Here is a 21,202-nt window from a genome sequence, read left to right on the forward strand (position 1 = left end):
ACATTAAAAATTAATAAAATCCAAATTGCTAAGAATATCCGTCAATCATTTAAACTGTATCAAATACTGTATACGAGTTATAAAACAATCCTCGCTGTTCCATTAACTCTTGAAAAGTTCCACTCTCATAAAGTTCTCCATTTTTTAATACAAAAATTTTATCATATCGTTCTAAAAGTTCTTTTTGATATCTGTGTGTTATTGTTATACAAGTAATGTTTTCTAAACTCAAAATTTGTTGTTCAATCGTATGAAAGGTTTCATTATCTAAATTTGAAGTCGCCTCATCCATAATGACCCATTGACTTCCTCTTAATAAAGTACGTGCTAATGCAATCCTCTGTTTTTCTCCTCCCGATAAATTAGCTCCATTTCCTTGTATTTTAGTGTAAATATTATTTTCTAAGAGATTCACACAATCACTTAATCCAACTTGATGAATGACAGATTGAACCACTGTCAAATCATAATCTTGATATAATGTAAGATTATTAAATATTGTATCATCAAATAAAAATACATTTTGATGCATGACAGAAAACATCTGACATAAACATTCTGGATTTACTTTCTTTAAACAAATATCATCAAACCATATCTGACCATTAAAATTATTATAATATCCTAACAATAATTTAACCAATGTACTCTTTCCACTTCCGCTTTCCCCCACAATCACATATTTCTTACCTTTTTCCAAATAAAGTGAAATATCTTTTAAGCAAAAATCAGAACCATCATATCGAAAAAAAACATGTTCAAATGAAATACCTCTTTTTACTTCTAGTTGATTTTTAACTTCTTTCTCCTCCTCTTTGTAATTTAAAATTTCATTTATTTCTTTTATAACTGACTTTACTGATTTCATATTATTGAGCTGATCAATAACGTCAAACACCGGATTCACGACTTTATACATTAACTGGGTAATTGCAATTACACTGCCTGCAGTGATAACCCCTTTTATCATGAAATAACCTGATATAAGATAGACTGCGAACTGTGTTCCAATTGCTATAAAATTAGTAGCTACATCTGCATTTGCTTTTACATAATAAGATTTTTTTTTCCTATCTTCAACGCTTTTATTTGTCTGACTATGCAAATGTATAACATTTTTTTTAATTCCAAAGCTTTTTATTGTCTCAAATCCCATGAAATAATTACTGAGCAAAGAATTATATTCTTTCATGGAGTCAGTATATTTCTTTGTATAGTTACCTAATTTTTCCTCAAAAATTTTAGGAATTACCAACGGCAACAAAGAAAGTATAATACCAGCAGCCGCAACAAACGGTTGAATCCATATTAACATAACAAAAGAACAGATTAGTATTACAATACTCCTTATAATCAAAAAAATCGATTCAAAATACTTTTTTTCTACTAACTCTAAGTCATTATTATAAATAGAAATATAACTTGCATATGCTTGTTGATTAAATTTATGAATACTGTAATTTACAATCTGAAAAAATAAATCTTCTTTTAAATAAAACATGGTTTTTGTAATATAATTGGCTTTAAAATGTCGGGTGCAATTGCTGACAACCGAATAAAATAATAAATAAATCCCAACAACCAGCCATGCCATATTTAGTCTATAACAGCTTCCGCTATTTGCCGCATCAAATGTATATTTTAAAAAATAAGCTAATAATGCAACATTAATTCCATCTAAAATTAAAAAAAATATATACAATATGAACTGTTTTTTTTCTTTGAACAAATAGTTTAACATATAATTAATGTCTTCTCCTAAATCAACTATAATGGTCTCATAAATTAAGACACTGAAAGCGACATTTCTTAATGAATCTGATGTACTATAACCAACAAAAGAAAGAAGGTACTTATTATGTCCAGATCAAGAAGAAATTTCAGTGCTGAATTTAAAACCAATCTTGTTCTCCAACTGCTCAAGGGTGAGAAGGAACTCAATGTCCTTGCTGTTGAAAATGATATCCAGCCTAACCTTCTCCGCAATTGGAAGAAAGAATTCCTTGCTAATGCTTCTCTCGCTTTTGATAATAAGCGAGAAGACAATCTCCGCGAAAAACTAGTGGAAGAACGCAAGGAAAAAGCCGAATACGCCAAAAAGGTCGGTCAACTTACCATGCAGGTTGACTGGCTCAAAAAAAATCTGAAGAAATTGTCGGACCTGACTACAAGAGTAAATTTAGTCCGAAACCTTTCGCCGACTAAAGAACTGCCGATTTCTACAGGAGCCAAGCTACTCGGAATCAACCGCACCAGCGTATATTGTGGTGGCACCCCGGTTTCAGAGGAAGAATTGGAATGCAAAGCTATCATTGACCATCTGCATACTGATAATCCTACCTGGGGATCCCGTCAGATGTCTGCTCAGCTTAAACTGCGCGGATACCAGGTTGGTCGCCGTAAAGCAGGAAGATATATGCGTGAAATGGACATTACACCGATTTATTCAAAGATGAATCGGTCTAAGCGTATGAAGCAGGCAAAAGTCTGTCTATATCTCCTTCGGAATGCTATTATAGATTGCCCGAATCAGGTATGGTCTATTGACATTACATACATTCCAATGAAGCATGGATGGCAAAAGTCGTTGGGCAGATAATATCATGATTGAACGCTGGTTCCGTACTTTCAAATATGATGAAGCTTATCTTACAGAGTATGCCAATCTCAAAGATGCAAGAGAGGCTATTATAAGATATATCTACACATATAACTTTGAAAGATGCCATCAGTCAATTGGAAACAAGCGTCCTGCCGAGGTATATTATCCGGCAATGCTTCTGGATGAAGCTAAGGCAGTCGCATAATATAAAAATCTGTGAGATGCTGCACTGCATTCTCTCATGTAACTAGTCAACATATCAGTTCATTATAAAAATATCAAATTTTTGTCTTGACAACTGAGCCATTGTCCATCTTGTTGCTTAAGCTGTTAGAATGTAGGTAGCAATTGGATATCTTTTCCTTCCTTAAACTTTTGATTTCTTTGTACATTACTTTTAATAAAAAGTATACCTCTTTTCTGTCATAAATCAACATATTTTTCTATTTTTATCTTTTTCCCTTTTTCTCCCTTTTTTAAATTACAAAGTTAAATCTTCCCTAACATAATCAGCTATGAATAAGCATTTATCCATCGAGGAAAATGCTTCCATTAAAACTATGCCTAATTTCTCCACTTCCTTTAAAGAAACTCCTCCATCCTCAACCTAAATTGCACTACAATTTTCAAGGAGATCTGTAAACATATGCTTTTCCAGAAAAGTGATCATTTTAATCACTTTTTCAATTACTGTTCCAACCATCAACTCTGTCTTGCCAAGCTGTATTATAATAAGAACAAGTCTATCAAAACTTTTTCAAATAGAAAAAAAGCAGAACAGGAAATGACACAAGCTACAAAACGTTATGTAATTCTCTAATAATTATTGAAGCTAGTAGCATTTCAACTACAATAGAATCAAAAAATAGGAAAAATAGAAACTTCACAATGTTTTCATAAAAATTAGCACTCACCTATTGACAGTGCTAATAATGTGTGTTATAGTACAGATAGAACAAATAAAAGAAATCATTTAAATGAATGGAGGAATGACTTATGATGATGCCTAGTATTTTTGGAGAAAACTTATTTGATGACATGATGGATTTTTCTTTTGATTTCCCATGGGAAAAAGAATTCTTTGGCAAACGCAATCCTCTTTACGGAAAACACGCTAAGAACTTAATGAAAACTGATGTGAAAGAAACTGATAATTCCTATGAAGTAGATATTGATTTGCCGGGATTTAAAAAAGACGAAATTTCTGCTAAACTAGAAAATGGATATTTGACAATCAGTGCTGCAAAAGGACTCGATAAAGAAGAGCAAGATGACGATGGAACTTATATTAGAAAAGAGCGTTATTCCGGTCAATGTGCAAGAGCCTTTTACGTAGGAAATACAATAAAAGAAGAAGATATTCATGCAAAATACGAAGACGGTATTTTACGACTTACCATTCCGAAAAAAACACCGGAAAAGATTGAAAATAAAGGTTATATCGCAATTGAAGGATAAACATATCAAACTTCGACTTCCCTAATAATATTGAACAAAGTGGACAAGTCCCTCACTCATGAGGGACTTGTCCACTTTGCGTGCCAGATGCGTGTTGCATGCTTTTTGCAACAATACTCCCTTCGCATCTGTGCACATCCTCGCGGAGCGTTTTTGCTACATTTACTTTTAAATTTTATTCATATACATTCACCCTGTCTTTTGGTGCAACATACATTCTATCTCCCTTTTTAATGGAATACGCCCTATAAAATTTATCCATCGAACTTAAAACAGCATTTACACGAACTTTCCCCGGTGAATGTGGATCTGAATTCATTCGGCTTAATTGTTCTTCTTTGTTATATTTGCATGCCCAAATTTTAGCATATTGAGTATAAAGTTTACGCAGCTTAGTTTTATTGTTTCCAACGATATCAGAAACACAAGACATCGCTCCTAAATCTGCAATATTTTCCCCTAACGTCAGCTTGCCATTCACTTTATACCCATCAATAATTTCATATTGATTATAATACTCAATCACTTTTTCATTCAGCTTTTCAAAATTCTTATAATCTTCCTGTGTCCACCAGTTGTGAAGATTTCCTTTCTCATCGTACTTTGCCCCATTATTATCAAAAGCATGCGTTATTTCATGAGCAATTACCATTCCAATTCCTCCCAGATTAACCGCCTCACTCTTCGCTCTGTTATAAAATGGTTCCTGTAAAATAGCTGCCGGAAATACAATTTCATTTGCAGAAGGATTATAATATGCGTTTACAGTCTGTGGCGACATTCCCCATTCACTCTTATCCACTGGCTTATTCATCTTTTCTTGCTGGCGTTTTGCCGCCGTCTTTTGAATATTTAATACATTATTGATAAATACTCCCTCTTCTTCCGGAGCTTTAACTGATACTTGTTTTAGTTCCTCTGACCATAAATCTGGATAACCAACCTTTACAGTCATACAATCTAGCTTTTTCTTAGCTTCTGTTTTTGTATCTGCACTCATCCAGTCCAGACCTTCAATTTTTTTCTGATAAGCCATAAGAATCTTATCAATCATTTTCTCAATTTTCTTCTTATCTTTTGCAGAAAAGTTTTTCTCTACATAAATTTTTCCAAATTCCATCGGTACTAATTCTTGTGTAATACGGGACCATGTTTTTTCTTCCGATGGTTTTTCCTTTGTTCCGTTGAGAATCTGTACAAAATTTTGATTATCATCTTGAATTTCTTTTGTCAAATACCCTGAATAATTGCTGACTAAAATAAAAGCAGAATATTTTTTTAGCAACGACAAATTTCCTTCTTTTAAATATTGATTTACCGTCTTTAAAACTGCAGGATTTACTGCAATATAATTCTGATAGTTATCCAGCCCGGAATCGGTTAAATAACCTAATATATCAATATTAGTAAAAATGTTTTTTAACTCTTCTTTGGTAAGAGGATTATAAATCACAGACGGATTCCCACTTTCTTCTGCATCTAACGCTTCCTTTGCCAATTGTTCCTGAAGCTCATATATTTTTTCACTAATCTTAACTACGTTTTCTTTTTTTTCTCCAAGCGTCTTTAAAATCTCTGTAATATAATTCTTATAGGCTTCTCGTCTGTCTTCAAAATAATCCCTGGTAAATCCCTCTTTTCCAATCATTAAATTCGGTTCACCAATATAAAGTGCATATTGATTTGAGTTTTTCAAATCAGCTTGTGCCTCTAAGGCAAAAAGGCTTCCTTTTCCCAAATCTTTTTGAATAACCGCCATTGCCTTTAAATACTCAGAAATATTTTTTGAACATAATAACCGATTTATATATGGCTTTAAATCCCCAAAACCAACTAAATCTCTTCGTTCCATATCTTTTGCTGTGAGATATATGCTTGCAATCTTATATTCACTGGAATTTTTCTCATATTCATCCCGATGAGTGACTATGTGTTTTAATTCATCATTTAACTGTTTTTCGGCTTGATTACTGACTTCATTAAAATAGTTCCATCCTGTTTCATCAGCCGGTATTTGTTTCTTTTGGATCAGGCTTCCGTTTATGTAGTCATAGTAATCATCTTGCAGCCGAACCTGCCCCTCTTTATTTGCATATACTTCCTTTTTTTCCTTTGCAATTCCCTCACAAGACGTAAATAATAGACTAAAAGCTATAATTTGGCTACATATTACAGCAACTTCTCCCCTCATTTCTCCACCTCTTATTTTTCACTTTTTTTTAGCATTATACTGCTTTTAATTGCGTCATGTGGACATACTTTTATACATTTACCACATCGTATGCACTCCATTGCATTTGGCTTTTCATATACTGGAATATCCAGACCACAGTTTTTCTGACAAACCTTACACTTTGTACATTTTGTCTGATCAATCTCCATATGATACAATGCAATCGGATTAAAAAAGCTATAGATTGCACCCAGTGGACAAAGATAACGGCAAAATGGCCGATACAATTTAATTGATAAGACCAAAATCGTTACCAGCACAAGCACTTTCCAGGAAAATAAAACACCTATTGTTTCACGTAATAATGGATTCTTCAACACAAGAGGAATTCCTCCGAGCAATGTTCCGGACGGACAAATCAACTTGCAAAACCAAGGTGTACCAATTCCAACTATATTTACAATTGATATTGGAAAAATAATTACAAAAAGTAAAAGTACTCCATACTTTATAAGCCGAAGATATTTTTCTCCCGGTAACCTTCGCAATTTTTTAAAAAGTGGTATTTTATAAAGCAAATCCTGTACTAAACCAAATGGACAAAGCCATCCACACACAAACCTCCCAAAAAAAGCACCAATTGCCATCAAAATTCCTATTATATAAAAAGAAAATTGATATTGTCTGGCATTCAATACTGCCTGCAGTGAACCAATCGGACACGCCCCTAACGCTCCGGGGCAGGAATAGCAATTTAATCCCGGCACGCATATTTTCTTACTCGTTCCTTTATAAATAGTTCCCTGTAAAAATCCATTTACATATCCATTTGACAAAGCAGTAAAGGTAATTTGAACAATAAGTCGTACATGCTCTCTTATTTTTCTTATTATATTCATATGACACAGCCTCCTATCCAATGCCTATACACTCTAGACAGATTTGGACTGCTTTCGTCAAGACAACTTCCGCCTCGCCTCGATTTATCCCAATTACAATAAATATGACGGCTATCATTAAAATAAGATATGCTGTTTTATTTTTCATAAACCACATCTCCACCTCGCCCTTTCTTACTTTTCTTCTAACATTTTTAATCGTTCTTCGATTATTTTTTTCCATCCATCTTTCGAATTAGATCCCACTATCGGTTCACCAACTAATTCGCCCTTCTGATTTATAAAATAAGTGGTAGGAAAACCTTCTAATTCACTAAGTGTCTGTTTCATGTCTTCACTTGCTAAAAGTTGTTGGTAAGTTGCACCTGCTTCTTTCAGAACATCTTCTACCATCTTTTTTTCGCCTTCCGTGAGACCCGCCATAGGCTTTCCTGTCTGCCCATCAATCTCAACCGGAAGTCCTTTTATTGCAACATCACCATCTTTATATTCCTTTGCAATCTCTTCCAACTCAGGAATTTCTTCAACGCATGGACCACACCAGGTTGCCCACATATTAACCATTGTAAGCTTCTTTTCTGCAAAAACATCTTTTGTTACTTTTTTCCCTGTTATATCTGTTGTATCCATAGTTTGAAATATTTTTCCTATATTCTCGGTTTTACCTTGATTTTGATTTTCACTTTCCTTTTCTTGTGTTTCTGACACGTTTTCTGTTTTTGTCTCATTTTTATTTGCTCCATTTGAACATCCAGCTGCTAATGCTAATGCAGCTACAGTTACTGTTATAAAACTAATTAATTTCAATTTTCTCATTCTGTTCACCTGTTCCGGATATGTCATTACATATTTGTTCCGTACTTCCTTTCTCTTATTTTATTGTAAATATGTGGCACTATTATAACAAAAAGTATAAGGAAAGTATCTATAAAAACTCTTAAGAAATCTTAAAATTTCCTTTGGATTTTTTTACACGATTCTTTAAGAAATACAAAAAGACTCAACCTATATTTTCTACAAAGGTTGAGTCTTTAAATTCTAAATGCCGGCGACCGGAATCGAACCGGTACGGGAGTATAAGTCCCGCAGGATTTTAAGTCCTGTGCGTCTGCCAGTTCCGCCACGCCGGCATCAAATCGAATAAATCGATCTAAATGGATGGAGAAGGATTCGAACCTTCGAAAGCGTTGCTAACAGATTTACAGTCTGCCCCCTTTGGCCACTCGGGAATCCATCCAAAATCAATCCACAAACTATTATAGCATGTTTTCGACAAAATGCAAGCAATTTTTTTTAATTTTTTTGTTTTTTCAATTTTAATATAAACTTACAACTTTATATACAATATTAGAAAAATTTTTACTGAGAGTAACAAGAAAAGAGCAGCCTGATACTCCCGCTCTTTTCTTTTCCATTTTTACACACTATTAATATTCTTAACAATTGCAGACGATTGTGGCGGCATTTCAATCTGTAAAATCCCACCTTCCGCAAAATAATAAGGCTTATCTATATTATAACCATCCTCATTTGTTAAAATAACCCGTTCTAAACATTCCTTATCCAGAATCCCTATTTTCCATACAGGAATCTTTAATTCGAAAGATTCGTTCCTACTATTAACAATAACGACCATTTTCTCTTTTGCATTAAATCGTCCATAACTAATTACCTGCAGTTCACCATATAAAAATATAATTGAACCATATTTCAGCGATGGATGAATCTTATGAATCCGAATTAAATCCCGATGCAATGCAATCAATTCCTGATCCTCTCTTCCCCATGGATAAGTTCTTCGATTATCCGGGTCAGTCCATCCACAGACCCCCGCCTCATCTCCATAATAAATTGTTGGTGCTCCCGGCCAAGTCATCTGCATTAAAACAGCAATTCGCATAATTGCCTTATTAATATTTTGGGATGCTGCCTCCGGACCTACAGTGCCAATCCGGCCAACTTTCCGGTTCGTCCTCGTAAGAAATCGGGAATGGTCATGATTTGACAGTTCATTCATTGCTGTCAGTAATGATTGTGTATTAAAACGACTCATATGATGCTGCATTGCCCCGAAAAAGCTATCTGACGATCCCAGCAAGTCACTTCTAAAGTCATCGCTATGCTTTTCTAACCCGGTCAAAAACCAAGTAACAGGTTCCATAAACGCATCATAATTCATTACAGTATCCCACTCCTCTCCCTGAAGCCAGGGTGATGGGTCACCGTAATGTTCTGCCAGAATAATCGCTTCCGGATTTGCTTTTTTTACATTTCTCCGAAACTCTTTCCAAAAATAATGATTAAACTCCTGTGAGTATCCAAGGTCAGCTGCTACATCAAGACGCCAGCCATCAACGTTAAATGGCGGAGAAACCCATTTTCTCGCAATACGCATAATATCCTCAAATAACTCTTTAGAATCCTCATAATTTAGCTTAGGGAGTGTATCATGCCCCCACCATCCATCATAGCTTGAATTATCCGGCCAGTTATTTTCATGAAAACGGAAATACGTATGATATGGACTATCCTCCGACACATAACCTCCTGGTGCATAGCCTTCTTCCTTTTTATATATTTTTTCCCTATCTAACCATTTATTAAAGGAACCACAATGGTTAAATACACCATCTAATATAATTCTCATTCCACGCCGATGGATTTCTTCAACAAGTTGAATAAATAATTGGTTACTTGCCTCCAAATTAGCTTTGTTTGTCACGCGTTTTATATATTTCGAAGCATTGGCATTATTATTATCCCAGTCTGCCAAAGTCTCTCCTCCATCTTCCACAATTACACCAAAATGTGGGTCTACATAATCATAATCCTGAATATCGTATTTATGATTAGATGGTGATACAAAAATAGGGTTCAAATAAATAACATCCACACCTAAATCCTGCAGATAATCCAGCTTGTCCATGACTCCCTTTAAATCACCACCATAAAATTCACGAATTCCCATCGCAGCCGGATACTTATCCCAATCTTTTACCTTGACAGTTCCATCACCAATATAAACATACTCCCTATCTTCCACATCATTGCCTGAATCACCATTATAAAAGCGGTCTACAAATATTTGATAAAAAACTGCTCCCTTTGCCCAATCCGGTGTCTTATATCCCGGCATAATAAAAAAGCTATAATATGGATTTATCTCCTTCCATACTCCTTTACTATTATAGTAAAGAATCTGGCTTCCCGAGCGAATTCGAAAATAATAATCAATTTTTTTATCTTCTAGTTTATACTCTACTTCATAGTAATCAAAATAATAATCACTTTCTGTTTTTTTCATCAAGTGCCGCTCTTCATTAATTACTGCCCATACACTGTCCACATTCTCTCTTCCGGTACGAAATCGAAGCTTCACCACCTCGTATGGCTCTGGCTCCATTGGTATCCGATAATTACTCGTTCCATCACTGAATAAAGCTTCTTCATCTAAAATTGGAACATTGCTGTCAACATAGAAACGAATCTTCTGACTCTCTGTCAACTGTTTAAAATTCAATGATATATCCATCTCTTGCCTCCATGGATTTGTTTCCCTCAATACAATACTAATTCTAAACATAATTACATTATATATACACTTATTATACAATATGCTTCCCCCAAAGGAAATGATTTATTTAAGATTCTTTTGTCTTCCTTTGTTCCATTGGAACAAAGTAGACAAGTCCACCTCAACTCCCTGTATCCCTCACTCATGAGGGACTTGCTCCACTTTGCGTGCCAGATGCGTGTTGCATGCTTTTTGCAACAATACTTCTTTCGCATCTGTGCACATCCTCGTGGAGCGTTTTTGCTTTATAGGAGACGAAGTTTCCTATAAAGCAAAAAAAAGAGAGCAGCCATCCGATCTGCTGCTCTCTTTTTGGAGAAGGTATTTTTGTTACTTATGGGGTGTAGCAAAAACTATATAATGTATTGGGGTTTACGTGTTATAGTATAGCATTATAATTGTTTGAAGTGTGCACAAACTTTCAAAAATTTTCATCTTATTTTTAGCAATATTGCACGCGTGTTTTTTTATTTTTCTTCAAACACACCTGTTATTTTCTCTAATTTTTCGCCAGTTCCACTTCTTTTTTTGGAAACAGGCTTTCAAACTCTTCTCTGCTGATTCGATCACGCTCGATTAGCATCTTTGCACAAGCATGAAGAATTTCTATATTATCAGTCAATAATTTCTTTGCTTTTTCGTAACAATCATCAATAATTTCTTTTACCTCTTCATCAATCACTTTCGCAACACTTTCACTATAAGTTCTTGTATGTGCTAAATCACGACCAATAAACACTTCATCATCATCGCTTGCATAATTAACCATACCCACTGCTTCTGAAAAACCATATTTTGTTACCATATCTCTTGCACGCTGAGATGCCTGCTTGATATCCTGGGAAGCACCCGTTGTAATATCATCAAAAATCAATGATTCTGCAATTCGACCACCTAATGTTGCCATAATATCCTGAAGCATTTTTCCCTTCGTCATGTGCATTTCATCACGCTCTGGAAGAGGCATCGTATAACCTGCTGCACCATGTCCGGTTGGAATAACAGAAACCGTATAAACCGGACCGATATCCGGTAATAAATGAAACAGCAGTGCATGACCTGCTTCATGATAAGCAGTAATTTTTTTATCCTTTTCCGATATAACACGGCTCCTCTTTTCAGGACCAATGCCAACCTTAATAAATGATTTCTTAATGTCTTCTTCTACAATATATGCCCTGTCCTCTCTGGCTGCAACAATCGCAGCTTCATTTAAAAGGTTCTCAAGGTCAGCTCCTGTAAATCCTGCTGTTGTCTGGGCAATCTGTTTGATATCTACATCTTCTGCCAAAGGTTTATTTTTGGAATGTACCAAAAGAATCTCTTCTCTTCCCTTTACATCCGGATAGCCGACTGTAACTCTACGGTCAAAACGACCTGGTCTTAAAATCGCAGGGTCAAGAATGTCGACACGGTTTGTGGCAGCCATAACAATAATGCCTTCATTCGCACCAAAACCATCCATTTCGACTAACAGCTGATTCAATGTCTGTTCCCGTTCATCATGCCCACCTCCAAGACCTGTACCTCTTCGTCTTGCGACCGCATCAATTTCATCAATAAATACAATACAAGGTGAATTTTTCTTTGCATCCGCAAACAAATCCCTTACACGGGAAGCACCTACACCGACAAACATTTCAACGAAATCAGAACCGGAAATACTGAAGAATGGAACACCAGCCTCGCCTGCAACTGCTTTTGCAAGTAAAGTCTTACCTGTTCCCGGCTGTCCTTCTAAAAGAACCCCCTTAGGAATTCTGGCACCAACGCTGATATACTTATTTGGAGTCTTCAAAAAATCAACAATTTCCTCCAAAGCTTCCTTCTCTTCCTGAAGCCCTGCCACATTTTTAAATGTAGTCCGCTTATTTTCATCTGTTGTCATTCTGGCACGGCTCTTTCCAAAATTCATCATCTTGGAATTGCCACCACCGCCGCTGGAAGCTTGATTCGTTATAAAACTGAATAGTATAATGATTACAATGAAGCCAAGAAGATATGGAAGTAGTGTTGTGATAATCCAACTTGGTTTACTAATATCATGAACCTCAAATGTTGTATAATTTTCAGACTTAATCTGATTTTCCACTTCTTTTGTATCACTTACATAAAACCTTTTTTCCTGATTATCCTTAAATCGCACCACAACTTCTCCAGTTGGTACTTCTTGATTCTGATAAATATCTACAAATGAAATGTCGTCCCTATTATCCGCTAAATCTTTAAAGAAAGAAGTAATATTATAGGATGCAGTTGTCTTTGTCTGCATACTCTCGGAAAAGTATAAGGCCGCAATAATAATAGCCAGGATTACAAAATAAAATCCAAGCCCTTTAAATTGTTTTTTCAAGCCAAAATCCTCCTTTAGTCCTCTACCACTCCGATAAATGGTAAGTTTCTATATTTTTGAACATCATCCAGACCATATCCTACAACAAATTCATCTGGAATCTCAAATCCTGTATAGTCAACAGGTACTTCAACGACTCTTCGACTAGGTTTATCTAATAAAGTACAAAGTTTCATAGAAGCTGGTTTTCTTACTTTCAGCACATCCATCAAGTGAGATAAAGTTCTTCCGGAATCTACAATATCCTCAACTACTATTACATCCTTACCTTCGATACTTTCATCCAGATCCTTTACAATCTTAACTCTTCCTGAACTTTCTTTCGCATCTCCATAACTGGAAACGGACATAAAATCCATTGTCACGGTTGTATTGATTCTCTTGGCAAGCTCACAAGTAAAAAATATACTTCCCTTCAAAATACAAATTAAATGGACACATTTTCCCGCATAATCCCTGTTAATTTCATCTGCTAACTCCTGAATCCTTGCTGCTACCTTATCTTCTGAAATCATAACTCTAATCTTATCTTCCATTCTTTTTTACCTCCATAATATTTACCATTAGTATATTTTTAGTCATTTCACTGACTTTGTAACGTTCACTTATCCGATCACCAAATATCCACATTACATGGTTTCCATCTGTTAATAACGGAATCTCATCCCGGACATCTCGAGGAATTTTTTTATCAATAAAATAATCTTTTAGCTTCTTCCTCCCTCTCTTGTCATTAATTTCCAGGTAATCACCACTCTGCCTGCTTCGGACTAAGATAACATTGTTTATTCTATCATAATCAAACCATTTCGTACAGTCGTTTTTTGGAATTTGCATCGCTCCTTGCTCATTTTTGACCAGTTCCAAAGAAATCTGATATCCAATCTCCTCAAGAAGATAAGTATTACCAGGTTTAACTTCCACAAACTCCCATTTTTTCTTCTGTTTACTTCTAACAAGACACTCTCTTTTGCACACTTGAATACCATCATAAGACCGCACTGCTACGATGTCATAAGGAAGCATCACTTCCTTTCCGACACTTCGATTCATCAACTCCATAACTAATTCCACATGTTTTTGTTCGATATCTTTCTTTCCTTTCGCCAGCCTCACAATCACCTGATAGAGAATTCCTCTTTGAATAATTCTATCAACTGCACGAAATTCATCTGCATTTATAAAGTATATCCCATTTCTCATTGATACAACCTTATCATACATAATTTGAACATTTTTCTCAATAAATTCCTGAGCTTCCGATACCATACCTGCAGTCCCAACAATATGTTCAACCGCCCTATCGTTAATTTCCTTTGCCACATATGGCAAAACTCTAAGTCGAATCTTATTTCTGGAATATTCCTCAAGAAAATTTGTCCGATCAGTCCGAAACAGCTGTCCACGCTCCGCCAAAAATCGCTCAATTTCATCACGGCTACAGCAGAGCAAAGGACGGATCACCTTCTCTCTGCTGGCAGAAATACCACTAATGCCCGTCAGACCGCTTCCCCGAAACAAATGAAATAAAACCGTTTCTGCACAATCATTTTTATTATGAGCCACTGCAACTTTAGTAAACCCATAGCACTTTCTTACCTGTTCAAAAATCTCATATCGGACAGCCCTTCCAGCCTCCTCTTCTGACAGACCACACTCCCTTGCAAATGCAGGAACATCTCTCCTTTCCACAACAAACGGAATCTCCAGCTGAGAAGCCAGATTTCGAACAAACTCCTCATCTTCGTCAGCCTCTTTCCCACGAATTCCATGATGAACATGAACCACAACTAAATCCAGTAAAAAACGTTTTCTAAGCTCCACCAGAATCAACAAAAGACAAACCGAATCTGCTCCACCGGACACGCCGACAACGATTCCATCTCCACGTTCAATTAAAGAATACTTTTCTATATATGCAATAATTTTCTCTAACATGACCTGCTCCTTTTTCTTTTCTATCATTCTACAACTCACCTCCCATTATTTCAACATATCTCCTGCTAAACTTTTCTCAAAACTGTATTTCTTTTCGAAAGACAGACGATAAGGGAAGGAGAACTCCTTCCCTTATAACATCTATTTTTCCCACATTCCAACAACTAATACTGTCATATCATCACTCCGTTTTCCGTCCTCCATCTCTTCAATCTTCCTAAGCAATTGGTTGGCAATTTCCTGCGGATTACTACTCTTAATTTCAGATAATAAAAATTCCATACAAGCTTCTTTTTCCTCATATGGGAAACAATCTAACACCCCATCACTCACCATAATGATATAATCTCCATCCTCCATTTTCATTTGCTCCGACTCAACCTCAATCTTTTGAAACATTCCTGCGGGCAAAGAAGAGGATTCCACGGTCAAATATTCCTCTCCTCTTTTTATAAATGTAGTCGCAGCACCTAATTTAATAAAGTCGCAACTACCCTCAAACAAATTTAAAATTCCCATATCAATTGTCGAAAACGATTTGCTATCTGATTGTAATACATATAATGAATTAATTAAATTGATTGCCGCTTTTTCTCTTAATCCCGCCTCCATCATCCGCTCTAACAAGTCAATCACAGCCGCACTCTCCCTGTTCGCCTCTTTTCCGGAACCCATTCCATCAGAAAGCATTGTAATCATCTCTCCCGTATCCAACTCTAAAAAAGAAAAATTATCGCCGGATATCTCCTCTCCTTCTTTTGTCTTTCGAGCAACACCTGTAATCGTCTTATAGCGGGTATCTTCCACAAATACCATTGGTTCCGGTTCTTTTGAAACAACATTTTTAGTATGCTCCGCCGGACGCATTCTTTTTCCTAATACTTGTCCCAAAATTACAGCCACCTCTCTGCTTGTCACACAACGCCCTCGTTTCATCTTAGCAACAAGATGGATTTCCGTCCGTTTTTCCCTGTTTTCCATTAGAACCAAACGCTTTACATCGATATGGTGATTATGCAGTTTCATTATCATCTGCTCTTCTACATCATTTTTTACTTCCTTCATTCCACAGACATCTTCAGCAAAATCTTTCATAACTTCTGCCATTTCATTCAACTGCTCCGCCACAGCTTCACGGCTTTCTGTGAGCCGGTTATACCAATCCAAATTTACTTTTGCAATCTCCAGGCTTTTATTCGTTTCTCTTACAAATGCTTTTACATTAATACAACGTTTCACAAAATCAAATGGAATATCCTCCTCCCGAATCCGTCCCTGCTCCTTTGCAACTGAAAAAATTGCTTGGGTTGATTGATACGTCGTCTGATAATTCCGATTCCAACACTCCTCACATCTTGAACAGCTTTTGCAAAACTGCTCTGACACATTTTCAAAAATACCATTGACCTCTTCATAACTAAACATTTGTTTCGGTTTTGCAATTCCATTGAATGATTTAGAAAGACTCCCCAAGGCATCTGAAAAATCACGAAACTTATTCTTTGTTATCAATTGAATATTCTGCTTAATATAATCCCCATTTGTACCCGCTTCCCAAGCAACCGGTTTACATAAAAAATTAGGTACAAGAAGAAATAAAAACACACTACAGATTAAATCTCGCAAACCACTCATATTGATTAATGTTTGTTCATATAAAAATCCTAATGAAATTCCAGTAACCAAATAAGCAATGGATGCTCCCCATTTTCCAATTTCCTGGAACATCCCGGCACAAATTCCAAGAATACACATAATCCCAATTAAGGTTACTTCATTTCCCTGAAAAGAAACTGCAATTCCACAAGCTGCACCAATAACAGCTCCCGCACCAGAGCCATACTTATATCCGACAAACAAGACAATAAAGCATACGAAAAGCCTTGCCATACTAATATCATAATATGTCCAGGCAGGAAAGGCATATACAATGCATCCTAGCATAATCCCAATACTAATCATCTCCTGATTGCTAATTCCCTCTCCTTTTTTGCAGGATAATAAGTATGTAATTCCTTTTTGCATCAGATAAGTAAATAAAAAAACAAGTAACCCTTCTAATAAGGCTAATATAATATAGAACTTATAGTGAAGCATAAGTACCCCATGAGTCAACGACATTGCAGCGATTACAAATCCACCTGCTATTCCTCTAATTTTACTGTTGACCTTTTTTCCTGTATGTTCCATTAAATGGAATATAGTCGTTACCGTCCCCATTGCCAAGGCATATTTTAATACTTCGATCCAGTCCATCTTAGTCGCCAATCCCAAAAGAATTGTAAATGCTAAAATTCCTTTCCCCGTCTCCTGTGTATACATACATAAGTAATAAGCCATACCTACAGGATTCATTCCCGAAATAAAAAATCGTCCAAACATAAATCCCAATAAATCCAGTACTATTGTTCTTTTCTTCCATGTTGTCATCTTATTTCCTCCATTCACTCGCATCATTCGAGTACCCATTATACGAAAACTCAAATTTATTTTTTGTCAAATTGTGGAATGGATTTTAAAGAACCGTTAGACAAGATTTTGCTTAGAATGGGTTTCGAATCGAATCTATGGACATAAGTCTGATTAAGAATTTCGAATAATCCCTGGCAAAGTATTTTTATTACTATAAGATAAAATGATGTTATAAGAACAAAGTGGAGCGTTTTTGCTTTATAGGAGACGAACTTTCCTATAAAGCAAAAAAATAGAAGCTTGTATAATACAAACTTCTATTCCTTATTTATTCATAGCGGGAGGGGGATTTGAACCCTCGACACCACGGGTATGAACCGTGTGCTCTAGCCAACTGAGCTATCCCGCCAAACAAGACGCTTATTATTATAGCAAACTTATCTTAGCTTGTCAATAATCATTTTTATTTTTTTATCTTGTTAATCTTCTGCCTCAAAAATAATCTCATCGGGATAAACAAGTCCTAATTTTGTTCTTGCTTCTTCCTCAATATATTTTTTTGTCTGAACATATACTTTATAATCATCAATCTCATCTGCTCTTTGTTCCTGCTTTTTCTTCTGCTTTTCAAGCTCTTCTATTCTCTTCTGATATTCCATGTTCTTTGCATCCAGGTCTACCTTTTTATAATAAACAGTACAACACAGCACTAATACAACAATTGCGACAACACAAAGATTTTTTCTTCTCATTCGTTTTGCCCGTTTTTCGGCATATTTATTCCTTACCATCCTGATCTCCACCTTCCGGCTCGTTTGCCCGTTCTCGTCCTTTGTTTATTAGTTTAACTGTTTTCCAACCATTTTTCAATATTTTCTTAACGACATTTAATATTTTCTTAATCGGAACACCTACTATCTGATAAATCCATCTTACCACATATTTACTAACCATATAATGATAACAGAACATTCCAGAGAATAACGAAAGAAGTGCAATTCCCCGAACGATTCCATCATTTTTTTCATACATCATGCAAAAAACAAGAATCCCACCTATTGTCCAAAAGAACATATCTTCGACTGCTACTATCATGGCATTATGCGGAATAATCCGCCGAAGAATCCGAATGATATCATATCCTACAAGTAAAAATATTCCCCATAGAAAGGCAGTTGCAAAAAAAACAGCCTCTAAACGAATCATCTCACTCATAAATCACCTCTATCGGAACAGCTTTTTCAACAGAGATTCACCATTTTTTGAAGCCTGCCCTCCATTTGAATAAGTCAGACTATCTGTCTTGCCATCAACGTCCACTTCTCCCTTTTCCAAATCCAGCCGGCTTACATGAAGTTCTTCTCCCCGTATCATAAGTGTCCCCATTTCTGTTTCCAGCAACACTTCTCCTGGATCAAACGATAATACATCAAGAACTCCTGTAATTAATGCTGTTTTTCTTGAAGTTAGTACCAATTTATGAGCCTTTGTTTTTTGTTTTTCCTCCAAAATAACCCCTCCTAATATATTCTCTAATATTAAATGCAATGGTGCGTAGTCCTCCGTAGGTATCAGGGGGCAAAATATCTTTTGACCCCGACATCAATTAGATATACTTTATTATATATATTAAAAAAGGGTTCATTTCATTACAAATATCGATACAATTCTTTCGCTTCGTCTTTTTTTACAGTTTCCTGAACATTAAGAACCTCTACTTTTACCTCTTTGTTTCCAAAACTAATCTCTATTGTATCTCCCTCTTTTACTGCTGCCGAAGCTTTAGCAGTTTTTCCGTTAATAAGAACTCGACCTGCATCACAAGCCTCATTTGCTACTGTTCTTCTTTTTATCAATCGAGATACTTTTAAAAATTTATCTAATCGCATTGTTACCTCCCAATCGTTTTTTGTTCTTCAAGTGATACCACCTAATCGAAAAAAGGGCTGCCCGTATCCCGAGCAACCCTTTAAATGCAAGTTAATTATGCGTTGATAGCATCTTTTAATGCTTTACCTGCTTTGAATTTTGGAGCTTTAGAAGCTGCAATTTTCATTGTTTCGCCAGTCTGTGGATTTCTTCCTTCTCTAGCTGCTCTTTCAGATACTTCGAAAGTACCAAATCCTACTAATTGGATTTTTTCACCTTTCTTTAATTCATCTGTTACAACATCAATAAAAGCTTTTAATGCTTTTTCTGTATCTTTCTTAGATAATTCTGTTTTTTCTGCGATAGCAGCTACTAATTCCGCTTTGTTCATGGATAAACTCCTCCTCTGAATCGTTATATTTTTATGTATCAGAACTTCGCCTATTCTGATTCTTTTACGCGATTCCATAAATCATTCATCTCATCTATGGACAGCTCGCTTAATTGCCTGTTCTCAAGCCTTGCAAGAGATTCAACGCCTACAAATCTATTTATAAACTTATTAGTGGCATTTGTCAAGGAATTTTCAGCATTTATTTGCAAAAACCTAGATAAATTCACAACGGAAAACAATAAATCCCCAAACTCTTCTTCGATTTTACAAATATCACCTGTTCTTTTTGCATCCTCTAATTCGCTCAGTTCTTCATAGACTTTACTTAAAACCTCTTCATAATTATCAAAGTCAAATCCAACTTTTGCCGCCTTTTTCTGTACTTTTGCAGCTCGAATATTAGCAGGCAGTGCAAGTGGAATCCGCTTTATACTATCAGAAACGGAAGTTTCTTTTTTCTCTTTCTGTTTCAATTCTTCCCAATTTTTCAATACTTCATCCGAATTTTTTACTTCTGTCGTCCCAAATACATGAGGGTGTCTGTGAACCATCTTCTCAGACACTTCCTGTATCATTTCTTCCATTGTAAATTCCTTTTTTTCTTCCGCAATCACTCCATTCATTACTACTTGAAGCAATACATCACCCAATTCTTCCCTTAAGTTATCAATATCTTTTTTGTCGACCGCATCCACAACCTCATATGCCTCCTCAAGCATACATTGTCTTAAACTCTCGTGGGTCTGTTCTCTGTCCCATGGACAGCCATTCTCACTTCTAAGTATACGGATTATTTTTACAAACTCATCAAATTCCTTCATAATTCACCACCTCATCTTTCTCTTCTGTCTTTTTATTGTATAATATCTGTCGTAAAAATACAAAAACTTTTTACGACAGATATTATATTTTAATTATTGTTCTAACTGCCTTCCTAAAAATCCGGAAGCAGTAGCTGCAAGTTTTGACTCGACTTCACCAAAATTAGATTTATTTTCTTTTGATAATAAAATAACTGCACCAACCGCATCACCAGCACTAATAATCGGACTAACTGCCTCAAATGTGTAATCTAAGTCCTCGCTATCTGTAATTTTTCTATAATTTTTGCTTCCTTTTTCAGCAATAATACTTTCTCGCTCATTTATAGCTTCTTCCAGTTCTTTGCTGATCGGTTTCGATAGCAAATCTTTCTTAGCACCCCCTGCAACTGCAATTAAAGAATCCCTGTCTGCTATGCACACAACATGACCTGTTGTCTGAGCAAGTGAATCAGCATATTGTTTGGCAAACTGGCTCAATTCTCCAATCGGAGAATATTTTTTTAATATAATTTCACCTTCTCGATCGGTAAAAATTTCTAACGGGTCACCCTCACGAATCCGCAAAGTTCTTCTAATTTCTTTTGGGATAACAACTCTTCCCAAATCATCTATTCTTCTAACAATTCCAGTCGCTTTCATCGTATATTCCTCCAGTTAAAATAGTATCGTAATTTGTATTTCCTTACAAATTTTTTCTTATCTTTAC

At 35.7% G+C, this 21,202-nt stretch carries 20 protein-coding genes and 3 tRNA genes; 3 read left to right on the plus strand and 20 right to left on the minus strand.

Annotation, left to right across the window (positions count from 1 at the left end):
- Positions 1-49 precede the first annotated feature (49 nt).
- Positions 50-1,741 carry an ABC transporter ATP-binding protein gene (locus tag FYJ58_RS08550; protein ID WP_154519322.1) on the minus strand — a complete coding sequence of 564 codons (1,692 nt, stop codon included), beginning with the start codon at positions 1,739-1,741 and terminating at the stop codon, positions 50-52.
- A 117-nt stretch (positions 1,742-1,858) separates the two neighbouring features.
- Between FYJ58_RS08550 and FYJ58_RS08555 the strand changes: the two genes are divergently transcribed.
- The 3 genes from FYJ58_RS08555 to FYJ58_RS08560 all read left to right on the plus strand — a co-directional run bounded on the left by FYJ58_RS08555 (position 1,859) and on the right by FYJ58_RS08560 (position 4,060).
- Positions 1,859-2,599: an IS3 family transposase gene (locus FYJ58_RS08555; RefSeq protein ID WP_235912598.1), complete on the plus strand. Its 741-nt coding sequence runs from the start codon at positions 1,859-1,861 to the stop codon at positions 2,597-2,599.
- Positions 2,600-2,603: 4 nt separating this feature from the next.
- The gene (locus FYJ58_RS14925) at positions 2,604-2,807 is read left to right on the plus strand and encodes an integrase core domain-containing protein (RefSeq protein WP_235912600.1); all 204 of its coding nucleotides are present in this window, start codon (positions 2,604-2,606) and stop codon (positions 2,805-2,807) included.
- Between the two features lie 791 nt (positions 2,808-3,598).
- Complete coding sequence (locus FYJ58_RS08560) at positions 3,599-4,060, plus strand: Hsp20/alpha crystallin family protein (RefSeq protein ID WP_154519323.1); 462 nt, start codon at positions 3,599-3,601, stop codon at positions 4,058-4,060.
- Positions 4,061-4,235: 175 nt separating this feature from the next.
- Here the strand turns inward: FYJ58_RS08560 and FYJ58_RS08565 are convergent, their stop codons facing one another.
- From FYJ58_RS08565 to spoVT, 19 genes are all read right to left on the minus strand, one after another.
- Positions 4,236-6,251, minus strand: coding sequence for a M13 family metallopeptidase (locus FYJ58_RS08565; protein ID WP_154519324.1), 2,016 nt, complete (start codon positions 6,249-6,251; stop codon positions 4,236-4,238).
- 11 nt (positions 6,252-6,262) lie between these two features.
- Complete coding sequence (locus FYJ58_RS08570; RefSeq protein ID WP_154519325.1) at positions 6,263-7,132, minus strand: 4Fe-4S binding protein; 870 nt, start codon at positions 7,130-7,132, stop codon at positions 6,263-6,265.
- Between the two features lie 13 nt (positions 7,133-7,145).
- Positions 7,146-7,355: a CD1871A family CXXC motif-containing protein gene (locus FYJ58_RS15235; protein ID WP_331464181.1), complete on the minus strand. Its 210-nt coding sequence runs from the start codon at positions 7,353-7,355 to the stop codon at positions 7,146-7,148.
- Positions 7,307-7,948 carry a TlpA family protein disulfide reductase gene (locus FYJ58_RS08575; protein WP_205839206.1) on the minus strand — a complete coding sequence of 214 codons (642 nt, stop codon included), beginning with the start codon at positions 7,946-7,948 and terminating at the stop codon, positions 7,307-7,309. Before FYJ58_RS08575 ends, FYJ58_RS15235 begins: the two co-directional genes overlap by 49 nt.
- 227 nt (positions 7,949-8,175) lie before the next feature.
- Positions 8,176-8,262 (minus strand) — tRNA-Leu (locus FYJ58_RS08580).
- A gap of 25 nt (positions 8,263-8,287) precedes the next feature.
- A tRNA-Tyr gene (locus FYJ58_RS08585) sits at positions 8,288-8,369 on the minus strand.
- 180 nt (positions 8,370-8,549) lie between these two features.
- Positions 8,550-10,664, minus strand: coding sequence for a glycoside hydrolase family 13 protein (locus FYJ58_RS08590; protein ID WP_154519327.1), 2,115 nt, complete (start codon positions 10,662-10,664; stop codon positions 8,550-8,552).
- A gap of 541 nt (positions 10,665-11,205) precedes the next feature.
- Positions 11,206-13,059 carry an ATP-dependent zinc metalloprotease FtsH gene (ftsH, locus tag FYJ58_RS08595; RefSeq protein ID WP_154519328.1) on the minus strand — a complete coding sequence of 618 codons (1,854 nt, stop codon included), beginning with the start codon at positions 13,057-13,059 and terminating at the stop codon, positions 11,206-11,208.
- Positions 13,060-13,073: 14 nt separating this feature from the next.
- Complete coding sequence (gene hpt / locus FYJ58_RS08600; protein WP_154519329.1) at positions 13,074-13,595, minus strand: hypoxanthine phosphoribosyltransferase; 522 nt, start codon at positions 13,593-13,595, stop codon at positions 13,074-13,076.
- Positions 13,585-15,024, minus strand: coding sequence for a tRNA lysidine(34) synthetase TilS (gene tilS / locus FYJ58_RS08605; protein ID WP_154519330.1), 1,440 nt, complete (start codon positions 15,022-15,024; stop codon positions 13,585-13,587). The genes hpt and tilS overlap by 11 nt, the downstream gene beginning before the upstream one ends.
- A 114-nt stretch (positions 15,025-15,138) precedes the next feature.
- Positions 15,139-17,427, minus strand: a complete 2,289-nt coding sequence (gene spoIIE, locus FYJ58_RS08610) for a stage II sporulation protein E (RefSeq protein WP_205839207.1) — start codon at positions 17,425-17,427, stop codon at positions 15,139-15,141.
- A gap of 317 nt (positions 17,428-17,744) precedes the next feature.
- A tRNA-Met gene (locus FYJ58_RS08615) sits at positions 17,745-17,818 on the minus strand.
- A 70-nt stretch (positions 17,819-17,888) separates the two neighbouring features.
- Complete coding sequence (locus FYJ58_RS08620; protein ID WP_235912602.1) at positions 17,889-18,200, minus strand: FtsB family cell division protein; 312 nt, start codon at positions 18,198-18,200, stop codon at positions 17,889-17,891.
- Complete coding sequence (gene yabQ / locus FYJ58_RS08625; RefSeq protein WP_154519332.1) at positions 18,187-18,624, minus strand: spore cortex biosynthesis protein YabQ; 438 nt, start codon at positions 18,622-18,624, stop codon at positions 18,187-18,189. The genes FYJ58_RS08620 and yabQ overlap by 14 nt, the downstream gene beginning before the upstream one ends.
- A 9-nt stretch (positions 18,625-18,633) precedes the next feature.
- Positions 18,634-18,918 carry a sporulation protein YabP gene (gene yabP, locus FYJ58_RS08630; RefSeq protein WP_154519333.1) on the minus strand — a complete coding sequence of 95 codons (285 nt, stop codon included), beginning with the start codon at positions 18,916-18,918 and terminating at the stop codon, positions 18,634-18,636.
- 140 nt (positions 18,919-19,058) lie between these two features.
- Positions 19,059-19,298, minus strand: coding sequence for an RNA-binding S4 domain-containing protein (locus FYJ58_RS08635; protein ID WP_154519334.1), 240 nt, complete (start codon positions 19,296-19,298; stop codon positions 19,059-19,061).
- Between the two features lie 95 nt (positions 19,299-19,393).
- Positions 19,394-19,669 (minus strand): HU family DNA-binding protein, encoded by a 276-nt coding sequence (locus FYJ58_RS08640; RefSeq protein WP_154519335.1) that lies wholly within the window; start codon positions 19,667-19,669, stop codon positions 19,394-19,396.
- Positions 19,670-19,719: 50 nt separating this feature from the next.
- Positions 19,720-20,493: a nucleoside triphosphate pyrophosphohydrolase gene (mazG, locus tag FYJ58_RS08645; RefSeq protein WP_154519336.1), complete on the minus strand. Its 774-nt coding sequence runs from the start codon at positions 20,491-20,493 to the stop codon at positions 19,720-19,722.
- Positions 20,494-20,586: 93 nt separating this feature from the next.
- Positions 20,587-21,135, minus strand: coding sequence for a stage V sporulation protein T (spoVT, locus tag FYJ58_RS08650; RefSeq protein WP_154519337.1), 549 nt, complete (start codon positions 21,133-21,135; stop codon positions 20,587-20,589).
- Positions 21,136-21,202 lie beyond the last annotated feature (67 nt).

The organism is Velocimicrobium porci, from assembly GCF_009696045.1.
In the GTDB taxonomy this organism is placed as follows: domain Bacteria; phylum Bacillota; class Clostridia; order Lachnospirales; family Lachnospiraceae; genus Velocimicrobium; species Velocimicrobium porci.